Source organism: Xanthomonas sp. 60, from assembly GCF_011761925.1.
Genome location: NZ_JAASQW010000008.1, coordinates 1 through 18,750, shown reverse-complemented (window position 1 = coordinate 18,750; position 18,750 = coordinate 1). Strand labels below are relative to the sequence as shown.

The 18,750-nt window shown below is 64.7% G+C and carries 13 protein-coding genes; 5 read left to right on the top strand and 8 right to left on the bottom strand.

Annotation, left to right across the window (positions count from 1 at the left end):
• Positions 1-9: 9 nt before the first annotated feature.
• The 6 genes from kdpC to pyrE form a co-directional block, all read right to left on the bottom strand.
• The gene (kdpC, locus tag FHY09_RS14785) at positions 10-657 is read right to left on the bottom strand and encodes a potassium-transporting ATPase subunit KdpC (RefSeq protein ID WP_456362839.1); all 648 of its coding nucleotides are present in this window, start codon (positions 655-657) and stop codon (positions 10-12) included.
• Positions 658-665: 8 nt separating this feature from the next.
• The gene (gene kdpB / locus FHY09_RS14780; RefSeq protein WP_166927670.1) at positions 666-2,711 is read right to left on the bottom strand and encodes a potassium-transporting ATPase subunit KdpB; all 2,046 of its coding nucleotides are present in this window, start codon (positions 2,709-2,711) and stop codon (positions 666-668) included.
• Positions 2,708-4,420, bottom strand: coding sequence for a potassium-transporting ATPase subunit KdpA (gene kdpA, locus FHY09_RS14775; RefSeq protein WP_166927669.1), 1,713 nt, complete (start codon positions 4,418-4,420; stop codon positions 2,708-2,710). Before kdpA ends, kdpB begins: the two co-directional genes overlap by 4 nt.
• Positions 4,421-4,432: 12 nt before the next feature.
• The gene (locus FHY09_RS14770) at positions 4,433-4,531 is read right to left on the bottom strand and encodes a potassium-transporting ATPase subunit F (RefSeq protein WP_208407931.1); all 99 of its coding nucleotides are present in this window, start codon (positions 4,529-4,531) and stop codon (positions 4,433-4,435) included.
• 194 nt (positions 4,532-4,725) lie between these two features.
• Complete coding sequence (locus FHY09_RS14765; RefSeq protein WP_166927668.1) at positions 4,726-5,391, bottom strand: hypothetical protein; 666 nt, start codon at positions 5,389-5,391, stop codon at positions 4,726-4,728.
• 24 nt (positions 5,392-5,415) lie between these two features.
• A complete protein-coding gene (pyrE, locus tag FHY09_RS14760; protein ID WP_166927667.1) occupies positions 5,416-6,075 on the bottom strand; it encodes an orotate phosphoribosyltransferase in 660 nt (219 codons plus the stop codon).
• Positions 6,076-6,501: 426 nt separating this feature from the next.
• Between pyrE and FHY09_RS14755 the strand changes: the two genes are divergently transcribed.
• The 4 genes from FHY09_RS14755 (at position 6,502) to FHY09_RS14740 (ending at position 14,399) form a co-directional block, all read left to right on the top strand.
• Positions 6,502-11,142: an RHS repeat-associated core domain-containing protein gene (locus FHY09_RS14755; protein WP_166927666.1), complete on the top strand. Its 4,641-nt coding sequence runs from the start codon at positions 6,502-6,504 to the stop codon at positions 11,140-11,142.
• A 662-nt stretch (positions 11,143-11,804) separates the two neighbouring features.
• On the top strand, positions 11,805-11,948 hold the full coding sequence (locus FHY09_RS16370; RefSeq protein WP_208407929.1) for an integrase core domain-containing protein: 144 nt from the start codon (positions 11,805-11,807) through the stop codon (positions 11,946-11,948).
• 280 nt (positions 11,949-12,228) lie between these two features.
• Positions 12,229-13,029, top strand: a complete 801-nt coding sequence (locus FHY09_RS14745; protein WP_166927665.1) for an exodeoxyribonuclease III — start codon at positions 12,229-12,231, stop codon at positions 13,027-13,029.
• Positions 13,026-14,399, top strand: coding sequence for an AmpG family muropeptide MFS transporter (locus FHY09_RS14740; RefSeq protein WP_166927664.1), 1,374 nt, complete (start codon positions 13,026-13,028; stop codon positions 14,397-14,399). The genes FHY09_RS14745 and FHY09_RS14740 overlap by 4 nt, the downstream gene beginning before the upstream one ends.
• Before the next feature lie 67 nt (positions 14,400-14,466).
• Here the strand turns inward: FHY09_RS14740 and FHY09_RS14735 are convergent, their stop codons facing one another.
• The gene (locus FHY09_RS14735) at positions 14,467-15,594 is read right to left on the bottom strand and encodes an anhydro-N-acetylmuramic acid kinase (RefSeq protein WP_166927663.1); all 1,128 of its coding nucleotides are present in this window, start codon (positions 15,592-15,594) and stop codon (positions 14,467-14,469) included.
• Positions 15,595-15,657: 63 nt separating this feature from the next.
• Positions 15,658-17,106 (bottom strand): peptidoglycan DD-metalloendopeptidase family protein, encoded by a 1,449-nt coding sequence (locus tag FHY09_RS14730; protein WP_166927662.1) that lies wholly within the window; start codon positions 17,104-17,106, stop codon positions 15,658-15,660.
• Positions 17,107-17,276: 170 nt separating this feature from the next.
• Between FHY09_RS14730 and tyrS the strand changes: the two genes are divergently transcribed.
• Positions 17,277-18,488, top strand: a complete 1,212-nt coding sequence (gene tyrS, locus FHY09_RS14725) for a tyrosine--tRNA ligase (protein WP_166927661.1) — start codon at positions 17,277-17,279, stop codon at positions 18,486-18,488.
• The last annotated feature ends 262 nt before the right edge of the window (positions 18,489-18,750 follow it).

Here is an 18,750-nt window from a genome sequence, read left to right as displayed (position 1 = left end):
GGGGCGGTATCAGCGCGCAGCATCGGCGGCCGCCTGCACGGCGTGGTTGAGTGCCATCACGTTCACCCGTGGCTGGCCCAGCACGCCCGCCGACGGCGCCTGCACGTGCGCGTCGACGAGTGCCTGCACCTGCGCCAGCGGCAACCCGCGTGCCCGCGCCACGCGTGCGGCCTGCAGCTGCACGGCCGCCGGTGACAGCTCGGGATCAAGCCCGCCGCCGGACTGCGTGACCAGGTCCGAGGGTACCTGCGCGGTGGCGATGCCCTCGCGCCTGGCTACCGCGGCGGTGGCCTCGGCCACCCGCGCGGCCAAGGCCGGATTGCTGCGCGCCAGGTTGGAACCGGCCGCCGCCATCGGATCGTAGCCGGCCGCGGAGGGACGGGCCTGGAACCAGCCATCACCGGCGAAAGGCTGGGCCAGCAGGCGCGAACCGCGCACCTGGCCGCTGGCATCGCGCATCAGGCTGCCGCCCGCCAGCTCCGGGAACAGCAGCCCGGCCGCGCCCGTGGCCAGGGCCGAATACAGGGCACCGGACAGCAGCAGGCTGGCAACGCCCAGTCCGATCGCCGGACGCCACGCAGCGCTGTGCTGCAGCCCTGCGCCGTCGGCATCGCGCGAATGCGGGTCCTGCTTTGGCGCTTGCGCGCGGTGGATCATCGAACGGTTCATGCGCCAACTACCATCAGGAGGGAGAGGTCGATCAGCTTGATCGCCACGAAGGGCAGCAGGACGCCGCCAAGGCCGTACACCAGCATGTTCCGGCGCAGCAGCGCCGTGGCCGTGGCCGGGCGGAAGCGCACGCCGCGCAGCGCCAGCGGAATGAGCGCGGGAATCACCAGCGCGTTGAAGATCAACGCGGCCAGCACGGCATTGCGCGGGCTGGACAGCTGCATCACGTTCAGCGCGGCCATCGCCGGCAGCGTGCTGGCGAACAGGGCCGGCAGGATCGCGAAGTACTTGGACACATCGTTGGCCAGCGAGAAGGTGGTCAGCGCGCCGCGGGTGATCAGCTGCTGCTTGCCCACCTCCACCACCGCCAGCAGCTTGGCCGGATCCGAATCCAGGTCGACCATGTTGCCGGCCTCTTTCGCGGCCTGGGTGCCCGAGTTCATCGCCAGGCCGATATCCGCCTGGGCCAGGGCCGGGGCATCGTTGGTGCCATCGCCGACCATCGCCACCAGCCGGCCGCCGGCCTGCTCCTGGCGGATGCGGGCAAGCTTGTCTTCCGGCCGGGCCTCGGCGATGTAATCGTCGACACCGGCCTCGGCTGCGATGGCCGCAGCGGTGAGCGGATTGTCACCGGTGATCATCACCGTGCGGATGCCCATCGCCCGCAGCTGCGCGAACTTCTCGCGCATGCCGTGCTTGACCACGTCCGACAGCGCCACCACGCCCAGGACGTGTCGGCCTTCGGCCACCACCAGCGGCGTGGCACCGAGCCGTGCCACCTGCTCCACGCGTGCGGTCAGCTCGGCCGGTACGTGGCCGCCGGCAGCTTCCACATGGGCACGGACCGCATCGGCCGCCCCTTTGCGGATGCGGCGCTCGCCCGCCAGGTCCACGCCGGACATGCGGGTCTGCGCGCTGAAGGCCAGGTAGTGCGCCTGCGTCGGCTCCTGCAGCGGGCAGCCCTGCTCGCGGGCCAGGCGCACGATCGAGCGGCCTTCCGGCGTTGGATCGGCCAGCGAAGAGAGCAGGGCGGCATCACGCAGCTGCGCGGCATCGATGCCGGCCAGGGCATGGAAAGCGGTCGCCTGGCGGTCGCCGTGGGTGATGGTGCCGGTCTTGTCGAGCAGCAGCACGTCCACGTCACCCGCCACTTCCACCGCCTTGCCGGACTTGGCCAGCACGTTGGCCGCCAGTGCACGGTTCATGCCGGCAATGCCGATCGCCGGCAGCAGCCCACCGATGGTGGTGGGGATCAGGCATACCAGCAAGGCGATCAGCAGCAGCGGATCAAGTTGTACGCCTACCGCCGCGCTGATGGCCGGCAGCGTGGCCACCACTACCAGGAAGGTCAAGGTCATCGCTGCCAGCAGCAGCGTCAGCGCCACCTCGTTGGGCGTCTTCTGGCGGTTGGCCCCTTCCACCAGCGCGATCATGCGGTCCAGGAAGCTGTGCCCCGGCTCGGCGGTGATGCGCACCACGATCTGGTCGGACAGCACCGTTGTGCCGCCGATCACACCGGAGCGGTCGGTGCCCGCCTCGCGCAGCACCGGTGCCGACTCGCCGGTCACCGCCGCTTCGTTGATGGTCGCTACGCCCTGCACGATTTCGCCATCGGCCGGCACCACCTCGCCCGCACCGACCCGGACATGATCGCCGGGACGCAACGTGGCCGCCGCGACCACCTCATGGGCCGCCGAAGGGTCGGCATCAGGCAGCCTGTGCGCCATCAGGTCCTTGCGTGCGCGCCGCAGCGAGGCCGCCTGGCCACGCCCGCGGGCTTCGGCCACGGCCTCGGCGAAGTTGCCGAACAGAACGGTCAGCAGCAGGATCGCACTGACGGCCAGGCCAAAGCCCATCGGTGCGCTGCCACTGAGGGTGACGACGAAGGCCAGCACGGTACCGGCCATCACCACGGCCATCACCGGGCTGTGCAGCAGGTGCAGCGGCGAGAGCTTGCGCAGCGAGGCCACCAGGGCCTGGCGCAGGCCGGCTGCATCAAGCAGCGCAGGCCGGCGGGGAACGGATGCAGCGACGGGATTCATGGTGTGCCTCGAAGCAGGCCCAGGCTCAGGTGGTCGGCCACCGGGCCAAGCACCAGTACCGGCAGGAACTGCAGGATGGTCAGGATGACGATCACGCTGAGCAGGGTCAGGGCGAAGGTCGGCGTTTCGATCTGCAGGCTTCCCGGCGACTCCGGGGCCTGCCGCTTGGCCGCCAGCTGTGCGGCGATGACCAGCGGAATCACCAGCAGCGGGAAGCGGCCCAGCAACAGCACCAGGCTGCAGGTGAGGTTCCACCAGGGCGTGGCATCGCCCAGCCCCTCGAAGCCCGAACCATTGTTCGCATACGCCGAGGCGTACTCGTAGAACACCTGGCTGATGCCGTGGAAACCAGGGTTGGAGATGCCGGACAGGCCCGGAACAGCCAGCGTGATCGCCGTGAGGGTCAGCAGGGTGATGGGCTGCAGCAGCACCAGCACGGCCAGCAGCCGCACCTGCGGTGTTTCCAGTTTGCGGCCGAGCAGTTCGGGCGTGCGGCCGGTCATCAACCCGGCAAGGAACACGCCCAGCAGCAGGTAGACGATGAACTGCTGCAGCCCGCAGCCGATACCGCCCCAGATGGCGCTGACCAGCATGTTCACCAGCGCCGTCCCACCGGCCAGCGGAGCCAGCGAATCCAGCATGCCGTTGACCGAACCGTTGGAGACCTGCGTGGTCACCGCAGCCCACAGGGCGGTGGCATCAGCGCCGAGGCGGACTTCCTTGCCCTCCATCAACAGGGATGAGGCAGCGGCCGGGGCGTGGGATTCGAACCACACCGTCGCCGCCACCGAGACTGCCGACATGCTCGCCATGCACCCGAACACCAGCCAGCCGAAGCGGCGCCGTCCGGTGAACGCGCCGATCATGAAGATGATCGCGATCGGGATGAGCAGGATGCCGATCAGTTCGAGGGCATTGGACAGCGGGGTCGGATTCTCCAGCGGAAACGCGCTGTTGGGTCCATACCAGCCGCCGCCATTGGCGCCGAGCTGCTTGGCCGCCACCATCGCCGCCACCGGGCCCAGCGGCACCTTCTGCACCGCCATGCCCGCGCTGGCGTCCAGCGGGACGGCCTCGGGCCCGGCAGCGAACGTGGACGGCACGCCCTGGCTGGCCAGCAACAGCGTCCACAGCAGGCACAGCGGCAGCATCACCCGCACGCACAGGCGCACCACGTCGGCGTGGTAATTGCCCACGGCGATGTGCCGGTCCCCCTGTACCGATGACCCGCTGCCGGGCGCACTGAACAACGCACGCAGCGTTGCCACCGCCAATGCCAGCCCCATCATCGGCGTCACCACCTGCAGCCCGGTGATGCCGGTCATCTGCGAAAGATAGGAGAGCTGCGCCTGACCCGAGTAGTGCTGCTGGTTGGTGTTGGTCAGGAACGAGATCATGGTGTGCAGCGCGGTATCCCAGCGCATGTTCGGCACGTGGTCGGGATTGAGCGGCAGCCAGGCCTGGGTCATGAACACGGCCAGCACCAGCAGCGCGATCACCACGTTGCTCAGCACGAACGCGCCGACATACCCGCGCCAGGACATCGGCATTGCCGGGTCGGTGCCCAGCACGCGGTACAGGGGCGTTTCAATCCAGCGGAACAGCGGATCCACGCGCATGGGCGCTGCGCGCATCACCCGCGCCAGATACAGGCCCAGCGGCCACGCCAGCAGCACGCTGGCGGCCAGCAGAAGAAGAAGTTCGGTCATCTGCGGGCTCCGTCAGAACGCGTCGGGCCGCAGCACGACGTACACGAGGTAGCCGGCGGCGAGCAGCACGAGGAAACCACACAGCAGCGAGAGCCGGAACGGCATGCTCAACCCCCGGCCCGCAGGGCGGGCAGGCAGGAGAGCGGGAAACAGGAAGGTTTCATGTGAAGAAGGACCTGGGTGGAACCGCTCCACCGGAGGTCGTCATCCTCCGCCCGGCCGCCGTAAAGAGGCCATGGCACCGCGCGCGCCCGCGCATAAAGTCGGCGTAAACAACGCGCCGTCCCGTCGCACCGGGCCGTGCGTCAGACCGGCGGCTGCAGCCCCTTCAACAGGCGGAAGCGCTGCACGGTCTCCTCGATCTCCACCGCCAGGGCCGCACGTTCGCGCTCGAAGGTCGTGCGCATGCGCCGTTGGGCCACCAGTTCACCATGCCGTTCGCCGATGGTGGCGGCCTGCTTGTCCGTCACCTTGCCCCCGGCCAGTTCGCGGTCGCCGGCCACGGCCAGCGCGTTGATCAGCGCATCGCGCATGCTGGCCACGTTGAACCGCGCCGTGGTGACGTTGTTGTCCAAGATCGCGATGCGTTCGCTGAACACCCGGCGCAGGGCCGCTTCGTCAGCGTAGTTGGACAGCATCGCCTGCTCGGTGCGCTGACGGGTCTGCTGCGCCATCAGGTCCAACCGGGCCTGCGCAGCAGCCACTGCGGCATCAGCGCGCTCGTCCTCGGTGAGCGCGCGCTGCACTTCCCCGCGGCGCAGCCCGGTGGACGCACTGAATTCCTCGCGTGCGTTGTTCACCGCCTCGGCCGGCAGTGCATCACTGCAGATGCGGCCGCCGCCCTCGTTCCAGCAGTACAGTTTCTTGGCCACCTCGGCGCGGGCCGGGCGACGCTGTTGCTGCTGGGCTTCGGCCAGCCACGGTGTGGCCAGCAGCAGCGCGGCAGTCAGGAAGGACACAACCCTGGACATGGCGACCGTTCCCCTTGGGTCTGTTCAGCGTGCGGGACGGCTGCCGTATGTGGCGCGATAGGCCTCCAGCGGCTGCCGGTAGCCGACAAGTTCCGGGTTTCCGGAGGCGAAATCAAGCAGGTCGGCCATGGTGGCCACGGCCACGACGGGAATGCCGGCTTCTTCGGAAACCGATTGTGCCGCCGAACGGGTGTCCGCCTCCGAGGCGATTTCCTGGCGGTCCAGGGCCACCACGATGCCGGCCGGCGTGCCACCGGCGGCGCGGATGATGGCCAGCGCCTCACGGATGGCCGTGCCCGCGGTGATCACATCGTCGACGATCAGCACGCGCTTGCCGGTCATGTCGGCACCGATCAGCTGGCCGCCTTCGCCATGATCCTTCACTTCCTTGCGGTTGAAGGACACCGGCAGGTCACGGCCGCGCTGGGCCAGCTCGCAGGCCATCGCGGTGGCCAGGGGGATGCCCTTGTAGGCCGGGCCGAACACCACGTCGTACTTGAGCCCGGCGGCATCGACCGCGTCGGCATAGCACAGGCCGAGCTGGGCCAGGCTGGAACCGGAATCGAAACGGCCGGCGTTGAAGAAATAGGGACTGATGCGGCCGGACTTCAGGGTGAACTGGCCGAAGCGCAGGGCGTCGGCGGTCAGGGCCAGCTGCAGGAAACGGTGGCGATGGTCGCTCATCTAACTCGATCTATCTTCGTCTTTGGAGTGTGAAGGGTATCGCATGGACGCGGCGGTCGTCCCTGGTGGGGTTGCACTGACGCCGTTGGCTCCCGCCCGCGTGACACCGGCCAGGTCTTTGTCTTACCGGTGCGAAATCGTGTAGGAAAAGCCGGACCCGACCCGTAATTGAGAGATCCATCTCATCGCTGATGTCTGCCTGAATGCAATGGTTAGGTCACTGGCATTGGCCGGCCTCGGCTGGTTCCGGTTCCCACAGGACGTAGGAGCAGAAGCCCCAGGTGAGTTCCGCCGTCAACCCCAGTAACGAATACCCATCCGTCTTCGACAGGTCTGTCGCGTCCCGTCTCAGAGAGGCCGAGTTTGCGCATCGCCTTGCGCGTGGCAGCGCTCACCACTGCAGTGAAAAATCACAGGAGTCATCCGATGCAAGGATTGCAATTCAGTCTCTTCGCCTGCAGCCGGGCGTGCCGCCTGGCGCTGAGCTTGCTGGGTTTGATGGTCCTCTACCCGCTGATGGCGCAGGAGAGCGAGCAGACGTTTACGCTTTTCGATGATGAAGGCCGGCAGGTGGGTGTCTACGACTCCCAGGATGAAGCGGTTTCACGTATCTCCACGTTTCCTGCTCCCTTCCCATTCTTCGAGGGAATATTTTCCTACGTCACGCAGATCAAGGATATAGAAGACTCGGGAGACGGGACAATCCGCATAAATTACTGGATGGGAAAATTCCAGCCTGCCGACAAGGACTGGGTCTATCGGGGCGAGGCGGAGCGCGGCTTTGATAGCGAAGATGACGCATTGGCGGATGTTCTTCAAACCTACAACTTTGGATGCGGGGCGGCCACGAAAACGCCATTGAACGTCTGGCATCCTCAATTTCCTAGTGAATCCGGCGGGAAAGCCGAGTTCAAGGACTACCAGGTAAACTACCGGGATGAGAACTGCAATGAATCGTCGGGTCGGACCTCAATTACAAGATCAAGGTATTTCGAGTGTCCCCCTGAACAGGACTTTACGTATTGGATGGATGCGCACAGCGCATGCGTGAACGATTGGGCAGTCGCCACCATCGTCACGCAAAAACCATCCTGTGATCGCGGCACCTCTGCGCCCAGCGGACGGGTCGGCAATCCCTGTGACGTCAAAACCGGTGAAAAACTGGAAAGTGAGGTCGATTTCAATTTGGGCTGGGTCGACTTCGTGCGCCACTATCGCTCAGGCGCCTCATTGCGCTCTGGCGGTTTCGGTGGCGGATGGTCGCACTCCCATCAGCTACAACTCAGCTTCGGCCCGTCTTCAATCAGCGTGATCGAAGGTAGCGGTTACGTTGCAACACTCCCGCAGCAAGGCGACAACTATCTCGCTGCGGATGGCACCGGCGAGCGTATTTTTGCCAGTGGCAACCGGTGGCACCTGTACCGATCAGATGCCATGTACACATTTGATCAGACTGGAAAGCTGTTATCGCGCGTGGGCGAAAACGGAAGTGGCTTGACCTATGCTTATGATCACCTCGATCGGTTGCGGAGCATCACTTCATCGCAAGGTCGCTCCATTGCAATTCATTACGCGGCGGAGACCTACAGCGGCCTGATAACCGCCATCACCTCCGCCGGCGTCACGCTTGCCAGCTACACCTACCAGGGAGGTCGCCTTGAATCGGTGGCGTACCCAGAAGCTGGCAGTCGTATCTACCACTACGAGGATGCGCGCTTCCCGCGTCACCTCACCGGCATCACGGCAGAGGACGGTCAGCGCTTCAGTACATTTGTGTACGACACCCGTGGTAGGGCGGTTGCCAGTTACCGCGCCGGTGGTGCGGGAGGCGTCACCTTGGCATACAGCCCCAACGGCACACAGGTGACTGATGCACTCGGTTCGCAGACCCAGTACATGATGACAACAGCGGGCGGCGGATCCCCCAAAGTAGCCTCAGTGACAACCGAGGCGGGCACCGAGACTTACACATACCACCGTGCCTCCCAAGACTTCCGGCGTCGGCTTGAAACCTCAACAGATCGCGCCGGTGTAGTTACGAGATACGGCTACACTGCGGCCGATGAGGGTGGCATGGCGGTGGACATGAACACGGTGCAGGAAGCATTTGGACTGCCGGAGGAGCGGACCACGGTCACGGGCTCAGACGCGTTGTCAAACCGGGTGCTCTTTGTGCAAAGTGGAGATCGTCTCGTCGACATCCTTCGTAACGACCGCCTCCAACCTACGGCGATCACCGTCAGTGACCTGGCGTCCAATGTAACGCGCACCACGACGCTTTCATACTGTGAATCCGGCGACGCGTCAGCGTCGAACGGGAGCTGCCCAATCGTTGGGCTCTTGAGATCCGTTGACGGACCTCGCTCTGATGTACGTGACGTCGTCGAATTCGCTTACCGCGCTGCGGATGACGCCGGGTGCGCGTTGGCGGGAGGCGCGAACTGCCGTTACCGTAGAGGCGACCTTTGGAAGACGACCGACGCCCTGGGTCGAGTGACTGAAATTCTGGCCTATGACCCGCTGGGAAGGGTTCTTTCCAGCAAGGACGTCAATGGCGTGGTCACCGACCTTGAATACCATCCCAGGGGCTGGATGACGACACAGAGGATTCATGGAAATGACGGTACGGGCGAAGACGACCGCCTCACCCGCATCAGCTATTGGAACGTCGGTGATGTCAAAACAGTCACGTCGCCGGATGGCAGCATGATCACTCTCACGTACGACGGAGCGCGACGCCTGGTCCGCGTCGAAGATGGCTTCGGAAACCATATCGTCTATACCTTGGACAAGGCCGGAAATCGCCTGAGAGAGGACACAGTTGGCAACGATGGCGTCATCACGCGCACGCTCTCGCGAATCTTCAATCAGCTGGGTCAGTTGACCACGCAAGCGGATGCGGCGGGTAATCCGCTCGACCTCGGACACGATGTAAATGGCAACCTCAGTACGGTAACAAATGCGTCAGGCAGCGTGAGCCAGTCCGCTTACGATTCACTGAATCGACTTAAGCAAAACGTGCAGGACGCGGACGGCATAGCGGCCGTCACCCAAGTGCAGTACAACGCCGATAGCCAGTTGAAACGCGTGACTGATCCCAAGGGACTTCACACACATTACACTTATAACGCTTTTGGCGACCTGTTACAGGTCATCAGTCCAGACACGGGAACCGTCAACATGGTCGTGGACGCAGCCGGAAATACCATCAGCCGGACGGATGCACGCGGCGTGACGGCAACGTTTGCCTACGACGCGCTCAACCGCCTGACCTCGATCGCCTTCCCCGATCCGACCCAGGACGTCGCATTGACCTATGACGTCTCGGCCAGCGCCTGCGGCAGCGGCGAGCGCTTCAATGTCGGCCGTCTCGGCAGCGTGATCCACCAGAACGGAAGCACGCAGTACTGTCATGACCGTTTTGGCCAACTCACGCGCAAGGTGCAGATCCTCAATGGCAATTCACTGACGGTGCGCTACAGGCATGACGCCGGCGGGCGCGTGAAGTCGGTGACCTATCCGGATGGCAGCACTGCAGATTACGTTCGCGATAAGCAAGGCCGCGTCACCGAAGTGGGACTCCAGCGGGCCGGCGCGGCGCGGCATGTCATCGCTAACACCATAACCCATGCCCCTTTTGGTCCGATCACCGGTTGGACCTTGGGCAATGGACGGCGCCTGGATCGTCCTGTGGACCAGAACTACCGTCCGACGGCTGTGCATGACATGGCCAGCGCGGGTCTTTCGATAGCCTTGGGCTACGATCCGGCGGGGTCAGTGACCGAGCTTCGATCCGCTGATACCAATGCTGTCTTGTCTAAGTATGCGTATGACCGAATGGCACGCCTTTTGAACTCAGTAGATGCTGCAGGCATGCCAACTCACACGTATGGCTGGGATGCGACCGGCAACCGATTGCAGGCCGGTGGCAGCGCCGGCACTGAGGCATACCACTACGCTGACGGCAATCATCACCTAATAAGCGTTGGCGACCAGATGCGGGTCTACAACGCCGACGGTAGCACGATCCGGAGAGACGGGCAGGACTTGGTTCATGACAATGCAGGACGCCTTAGCCAGGTGAGGCAGGCCGGGGCGGTGGTTGCGCGTTACGCGTACAACCACCGCGGCGAGCGCGTCCTGCGACAGTCCCATGGGACGACAGTGTTGACGCTTTACGATGAGGACGCTCAGTGGCTGGGCGATTACACGCCGTCAGGGCAGGCGCGTCAGCAGGTTGTCTGGCTGGAGAATTACCCTATCGCAGTGTTTGGGCCGGAGAGCACAGCCGCGCCCGCATTGGCTTATATCCAGCCCGATCATCTCGGCACGCCACGCAACATCATCGATGCAGTGCGGAATGTCTCGATATGGCAATGGGACTTGCAGGGTGAGCCCTTTGGCGCAGACGTGGCCAACGAGGATCCGGATGGTGATGGGGTGCAGTTCGAATTCCCGCTGCGTTTCCCCGGACAATACTACACGGCGGAAACTGGGCTGAATTACAACTATCAGCGGGATTATGATGCGCAGGCTGGCCGGTATGTGCAGAGTGATCCGATTGGATTGGCGGGTGGACTCAGTACGTATACTTACGTTGGGGGGAATCCGCTTAGCCGCATTGATCCGTTGGGTTTACGCGCCAAGTGCGAATGCACGGGCAGCGGTAGAGCCAATATTAATATCAATCTCAATTTCAGAGGGGATGGTGCAACAGCCGAAGTAATCGCCGCCATGAGGTCGTCGATTGAAAGCCGCTGGTCTGCGGCTGGATTCAATGTCACGACAAGCATTGGCGGATGGCGCGCCTCAACGATCAATGTCCCAGCTGGGCCTGGCCGTTCTTTCGTTCAAGGAAATGGTGGGACGTGGTATGGAGGCGAAGACCCTTGGGTTTCAGCACATGAGGCGGGCCACCTCATGAGGTTGGATGATCGCTACACCGAGACCAGCCCCGGAGTCACTACCCCACAACCTGGATGGGACGGAACGATCATGGCCGAACACATGGGCGCGGTAACGCCGGCTGATCGACAAGGAATACTAGATGCATTCGGCTGCAAGTAAGGAGCGACGACAACCAATGAGAATGATCAATAGATTTTCTGCAGCGCTCATAGTGCTGAGTGTCTTGTCAGGGTGCGCAAGTAGTAGTGCTCACGACTCACTATCGAATCGCGTCTCTAGGCTTGTTAATGAAGCAACCATGTCGGCAAGATCACAAGAAAAGGCACTGTCGGAACTTGGAAGGCTCGGACAGCCAGCGGTGCCTTATCTTGTTGGTCACCTCGGCGACATGCGGCCCTTGACTAGATCGGAAATTAGCCTTACCAATAGCGCCTTAAATTCGTTTGAGGGGCTTCGACATTACAGTCCTGATACGGTGCACGATGCCTTGGCCGCAATCCTCAATCAGATTACAGGTCAGAGTTTCGTCTTTGTCTACAATGGCGCTACGCACCAGAATCGCGAAGAAAATCGCGATAAATGGGCTGAATGGTGCCATTCGACATATCCAGATCAAGCTGAGGTATGCGGTGGGAAATGACTTCCCCGAAGTCCCGCCAAGTGCGGGCCTTCTGCTTTAGCCGCTGGCGTTGATCATCTGGCTGACGACGCGCTGCTTGGCCTCGGGCAGCGCTTCGATCTATTCGAGCTGCTACTGAACTTTCGGTGCCGGGCCGCGCTTCCTGGCGCCGCGTGCGGCGGGCACACTGAAGGAACAATGAGTGCACCGGCATCGCTTCGAGAGCCAGACCCATGCCATGCGGGTGATGGCTGACTGGATCAACTTTTACAATCAACAGCGCCCTCAGCAGTCGCTGAAGGTGATCACCCCGGATGCGGCCTATGTCGCTACATTAGTTGCATGACCTGAGCAGAAGCCGGTGGATCATTACAGGCTCCTCAACATGCCGCTATTGTCTATCAAGCTGCCGACCAGTGGCCGGCACTACCGGGGGATTGTTCAGAGCGTCCTTAGCAGCAAGCCTGACGGCTGCAGTGCCGGGCGGCTGTGGAAATGGCGAACCGCGGGAAGTAGGCTTACCGCCACGGCGGCGCTTGCGCGACCACACGCGTAGCGGGTCGTGCTGTCAATGCGCGGCCAAGGCAGACTGAAAACTCTCTCACGTACAAGAGGTTGCGATAATTTTGCGCATCATCAGCTTCAACGCCAATGGCATCCGTTCCGCCGCCACCAAGGGGTTCCTGGACTGGTTCGGCGAACAGGATGCCGATGTCCTGTGCCTCCAGGAAACCAAGGCCCAGGAGGCGCAGCTGTCCGACCCGATGTTCCGCCCGGACGGCCACCATTGTTTCTACCGCGACGCCAGCACCAAGAAGGGCTACAGCGGCGTGGCGATCTACAGCCGCCGCGAGCCGGACCAGGTGATCACCTCCCTCGGCTGGGCGCCCTTCGACGAGGAAGGCCGCTACATCGAGGCGCGCTACGGCAACCTCAGCGTAGTGTCGTTCTATATTCCGTCCGGCAGCTCAGGCGACCTGCGCCAGGGTTTCAAGTTCGAGGTCATGGAATGGCTGCGGCCGATCCTGGACCAGTGGCTGCACAGCGGCCGCGATTACGTGCTGTGCGGTGACTGGAACATCGTCCGATCGGCGCTGGATATCCGCAACTGGAAGTCCAACCAGAAGAACTCGGGCTGCCTGCCCGAAGAGCGCGACTGGCTCAACGCGCTGTGCGCCGACCATGGCCAGGCCACCGATCTGGACAGCGGCCGCGGTTGGGCCGACGCCTACCGCCTGCTGCACCCCACCGGCGAGGACTACACCTGGTGGAGCAACCGCGGCGCCGCACGCGCCAACAACGTCGGCTGGCGCATCGATTACCAGTTCGTCAGCCCCGGCCTGCGTGACCGCCTGCGCGGCTGCTCGATTTACCGCGAACAGCGCTTTTCCGACCATGCGCCCTTCACCGTGGACTACGCACCGTGACCGCCGCGGCCAGGCCCCGGCGCACATGGCGCGACGTGCTGGCCAACCTGCGCCAGCGCAAGGTGCTGGCCATGCTGCTGCTCGGCTTCAGCTCCGGCCTGCCGATCTACCTGGTGGGCAACACGCTCGGCTTCTGGATGCGCAAGGAAGGCATCGATCTGAGCACCATCGGTTTCCTGTCCTGGGTGGGCCTGGCGTACTCGATGAAGTTCATCTGGGCGCCGGTCGTGGACAAGACCGATGTGCCGTTGTTCGCCCGTCTCGGCCGCCGCCGCGGCTGGATGCTGCTCTCGCAGCTGGTGGTTGCCGCGGCCCTGGTCGGCATGGCCCTGGTGCAGCCCAAAGGGGGGCACTTCATGTTCCTCGGTCTGGCCTGGGAGCACCTGCTGGTGTTCGGCATCATGGCCACCGTGGTGGCCTTCGCCTCTGCCACGCAGGACATCGTCATCGATGCCTGGCGCATTGAAAGCGCCGAGAACGGTGAGCAGCTCGGCCTGCTCACGTCCTCGGCCGCGCTGGGGTACCGCACCGCGCTGCTGGTCACCGATGCCCTGATCCTGCTGATCGCCGCGCGCGTGGGCTGGCAGCTGTCCTACGAGATCATGGCCGTGCTGATGGCCTTCGGCGTGGCCGCGGTGGTGATGGCCCGTGAACCGGTCCGCGCGCAGATCGCGGTGAGCCGGCAGGCGGTTGCGCTGTGGACGCCGCGCGGCCTGTTCGACGCGATCGTCGGGCCGTTCGTGGCCTTCGTGCGCGAGCACCGCAGCGGAGCGATCCTGATCCTGCTGGCAATCAGTGTGTACCGCATGGCGGACTTCGTCATGGGACCGATGGCCAACCCGTTCTATGTCGATCTCGGTCTTGCCGAAGACACCGTCGGTACGGTGCGCAGCTCGGTGGGCCTGGTGGCCACCTTCATCGGCATCGCTGCCGCGGGCCTGGTCTCGGTGCGCTGGGGCGTGCTCGTCGCGCTGATGGTCGGGGCCGTACTCGGCCCGGCATCCAACCTGGCCTTCGCCTGGCTGGCCTACAGCGGCCCGGACGCCACGCATTTCGCCATCGCCATGGCCGTGGACAACATCTCCGGCGGTTTCGCCGGCACGGCACTGATCGCCTACATGTCCAGCCTGACCAGCATCGGTTACACGGCCACGCAGTACGCATTGCTGAGCTCGTTCTACGCCATGCCCGGCAAGGCACTGAAGGGCCTGTCCGGCTGGTCCGTGCAGACACTCGCACAGGGACGCACGCTGATGGAGGGCTACGCACTGTTCTTCATCGGAACGGCGCTGATCGCCATTCCGGTGGTCATCCTGTGTGCCCTGCTGATCGCCCAGCAGCGACGGCAGAACCGCGCGCTGGCGAGCTGACGCGCGCTGTACGCAGGCTTGCTGCCTGTACCTGCGCGGCGGCTACCTGACCCGCGGCGCAGCCAGGTCAAGCGGGGTGGATGGCCCCGAGAACCCGCGGACCGCGCGCGCCGGTCACGCTCGGAAGGTTGCCTGGCAGGCCGGCCAGCGTCTGCTGCGCCAGCCACGCAAACCCCATCGCCTCCATGTAATCCGGATCCAGCCCATGCAGCGCACTGGATTCCACCACCACCCCCGGCAGCCGCGCCGCCAGCCGGCGCAGCAGCTGCGCATTGCGCACCCCGCCCCCGCAGACCAGCACCCGGTGCACCGACGGCAGCCCACGCAGCAGGGCCTCGGCCACCGTTGCTGCCGTCAGTTCCAGCAGCGTCGCCTGCACATCCGCCGGCGCACGCACATCGTCGCCGGCAAACCCCTCCGCCCACGCCAGATGGAACTGCTCGCGGCCGGTGCTCTTCGGCGGGGGCAGGGCGAACCAGGGATCGCTGCACCAGCGCGCCAGCAGCGCCTCGTCCACCTTGCCGCTTGCGGCGAACGCCCCGTCGCGATCAAACGTGGCACCGGTATGGCGCTGGCACCAGGCATCCAGCAACGCATTGGCCGGACCCGTATCGAAGCCGAGCAGGCGGCCATCGCGCGGGATCAGGCTCAGGTTCGCGATGCCGCCCAGATTCAGCACGGCGCGGTCCTCATCGGTCGTCCCCAGCATCGCCAGGTGGAAGGCCGGCATCAGCGGAGCGCCCTGGCCGCCAGCGGCCACATCGCGCCGACGGAAGTCCGCGACCGTGGTGATGCCGGTGGCTTCCACGATCCGGTTCGCATCGCCCAGTTGCAACGTAAAGGCGGGCAGGGCACCTGGCCGGTGCCGCACCGTCTGCCCGTGCGAACCGATCGCACGCACGGCTGAAGCCTGCACCCCGGCCTGTGCGAGCAGCGCGTTGGCCGCTTCGGCGAAGTGCAGCCCGATCCGCGCGTCCACATCACCGAGCTCGTCCAGCGAAGCCAGCTCGCCGCCTTGGCCGAGGTCCACCAGGCGCTCGCGCAGCGCAGCGGGCCAGGCATGGGTGAGGCCATCGACGAAGTGGCAGCCGCCCGCTGCCGGGAACTGCACCAGCGCCGCATCGATACCGTCGGCACTGGTGCCCGACATCAGCCCCAGATACAGATCAGCCCGTGGATCGAACGCCATCGCCATGCCGGTTACCGGAAAAGAGAAGGGCGCCAGCTTGGGCGCCCTCCGGTCCTGCCGTCAATGTGCTCAGCCGCGGCTGTTGCCGCTGCCGGCGGCGGGCTTGCTGGCCACGCGGGTCGCCGGCTTGGCCTCGGCGTACATCATCTTCTCCATGCCCTGGATACGCGCCAGCGCCGGATTGGTCTGCGCGCGGAACGCCACCAGTTCGGCCCCCTTCAGCGGCTCCGGCGGCGGCATGGTCACGCTCAGCGGATTACGGTGTTCGCCATTGACGCGGAATTCGTAGTGCAGGTGCGGCCCGGTCGCCAAGCCCGTCGAGCCGACATACCCGATCACCGTACCCTGCTCCACACGCTGGCCGGTCTTGATCTTGCCAAAGCGCGACATGTGCCCGTACAGGGTGGTGTGGCCGCGCCCGTGGTCCAGGATCACCACGTTGCCGTAGCCGCGCTGGGTACCGGCGAACTGCACGCGCGCATCGCCGGCGGCCATGATCGGCGTGCCGGTACGTGCGGCGTAGTCCACGCCCTTGTGCATGCGCATCTTGCCCAGCACCGGGTGGCGGCGCGCGCCGAAGGTGGAGCTCAGCCGCGCGAACTGGATCGGCATGCGGATGAAGCTCTTCTTCAGCGGCCGGCCATCGGCATCGAAATACTCGGACTTGCCGTTGCGATCGAAGCGGAAGCCGGAATAGGTCTTGCCGCCACTGGTGAAAGTGGCCGCCAGGATCTTGCTGGTATCCACCCGCTCGCCTTCGCGCCAGGTTTCATCCATGACCACGCTGAAGCGGTCGCCCGGCTGCACTTCCTTGGAGAAATCGATGTCGTACTTGAAGATTTCGTCGGTCATCGTGGCGATGGCCGAGGGCGAAAGGCCGGCCTTGCGCGCGGCCGCGTAGAGCGAACTGGTGATCTCCCCGCTGGTGACCACGGTACGGGTGCTGGTCTCGCGCTTGCTGACCGTCTCGCGGATCTGGTCACCGACCAGCGACAGCTCCACCCGGTGGTCGCCATCACGGTTGAAACGGATGCTGCGCAGCTCGCCGGACAGCGGCACGTCGAAGGCGATCTCGGTGCCCGGGCGCAGCTTGACCAGCGCGTCGCGCACGCCGGGGTGGTCCAGCACACGGTGCAGTGTGGTGGCCGGAATGCCGGCCGCATCGAACAAATCGCTCAGGGTCTGGCCGCGCTTGACCTGCAGCACCTGCCAGCTGTCGCCGGGGATGGCCTGGCGGCGCGCATCGGCCAGCGGCGGCAGCGGCAATGCCAGGCTGGTGTGGGCGGCGGGGAAGGGCGAGGCATCGATGGTGCTCGAAAAACCCGGGACGATCGTGGCCACGAGCGCGCCGATGGTCGCAAACAGGCTGGCGTGCATCCAGTGGCGGCGGGTCCAGCGCTCATTGAACGCGGCGGGGAGATGTTGCCTGAGTTTCCGGTGCAGGGCGTTGTCGTGCAGGACGTGGAGCCGTTCCTTGAAGCGCTGTTTGCGCGCGCGGCCATGATCGGTATTGAGCATCAGACGGGGTTTCCTTGCATGCCCGGGAGCGCGGGCTTGAACGTCGGGTACCTTAGAGGGGTATGAAAAGCGCGTCAAACCCTTGTGCCCATTGGCTTTTGTGAAGCCGATGCGGTTAACTACCTCTTAACACCCCACACGAAATACGGCATTGCCGGGAGTAGAAGAACGTGTCCTCCATCGATGAAGCCCTCGCCCTGATCAGCCGCGGTGCCGACGAGATCCTCAAGGTCGATGATCTGCGCGCGCGCCTGGAGCGTGGAACGCCGCTGCGCATCAAGGCCGGGTTCGATCCCACCGCACCGGACCTGCACCTGGGCCACACCGTGCTGCTGAACAAGCTGCGGCAGTTCCAGGACCTCGGCCACCAGGTGATCTTCCTGATCGGCGACTTCACCGGCATGATCGGCGATCCGTCCGGCAAGAGCCTCACCCGCAAGCCGCTCAGCCGCGAAGACGTGCTCTCCAACGCACGTACGTATGAAGAGCAGGTCTTCAAGGTGCTGGACCGGGAGAAGACCGAAGTGCGCTTCAACTCGGAGTGGTTCGGGAAAATGAGTGCGGCCGACATGATCCGCCTGGCCGGCCAGCACACCGTGGCGCGCATGCTCGAGCGCGACGACTTCGCCAAGCGGTATGCCGCCCAGCAGTCCATCGCCATCCACGAGTTCCTGTATCCCCTGGTGCAGGGCTATGACTCGGTCGCGCTGGAGGCGGATGTCGAACTGGGCGGCACGGACCAGAAGTTCAACCTGCTCATGGGCCGTGGGCTGCAGGAACACCACGGCCAGAAGCCCCAGGTGGTGCTGACCATGCCGCTGCTGGAAGGCCTGGACGGAGTCAATAAGATGTCCAAGTCGCTCAACAACTATATCGGCGTGAGCGAGCCGGCCATCGACATCGTCACCAAGACCATGAAGGTGGACGATGCGCTGATGTGGCGCTGGATCGAACTGCTGTCCTTCGATATCAGCCAGCACGAGGCCACCGCGCTGCGCGGCGAAGTAGAAGCCGGCACCCTCAACCCCCGCGTGGTGAAGCTGCGCCTGGCGCGCGAACTGGCCGCCCGGTTCCATGACGGCGAGGCGGCCGAACAGGCCGTGGCGGGCTGGGAAGCGGCTGTTACCGGGCAGGGTGACATCACCCAGTTGCCGCTGCAGGACGTGGCAGTCCCCGCCGACGGCCTGCGCATCGCCGCCCTGCTGACCGCGGCCGGCCTGACGCCCAGCAATTCCGAAGCCAACCGCAAGCTCAAGGAGCGTGCGGTGAAGATCGGAGGCGAGGTGGTGCAAGACGGCCAGCGTGTCCTGCAACCGGGATTTGAAGGTTTGCTGCAGGTGGGCAAGCGCACCTTTGCACGGGTGCGTCTCGTGGCGGCCTGATCACCTCACGTAGGGGCGTAGCGTCGGCGGGTGAGCCTCCGCCGCGCCGGGCGAGAAGGGGGTGTGAAAAAAATCGTCACACCCCCTTCCCAAGGCGCCACAAAAGGGACATACTTCACCTCCCCCGTCGCAGGGGTCGCCACCAAGGGGCTTCAGCGGCATGAGGGACGCCACCACCGCCGGACGATCTGATCGAACGAAGGTGTTGACGGACTCGAAAAGTCCGGCATAATAGGCGGCTCGCAACGACGAAACGCCTTCG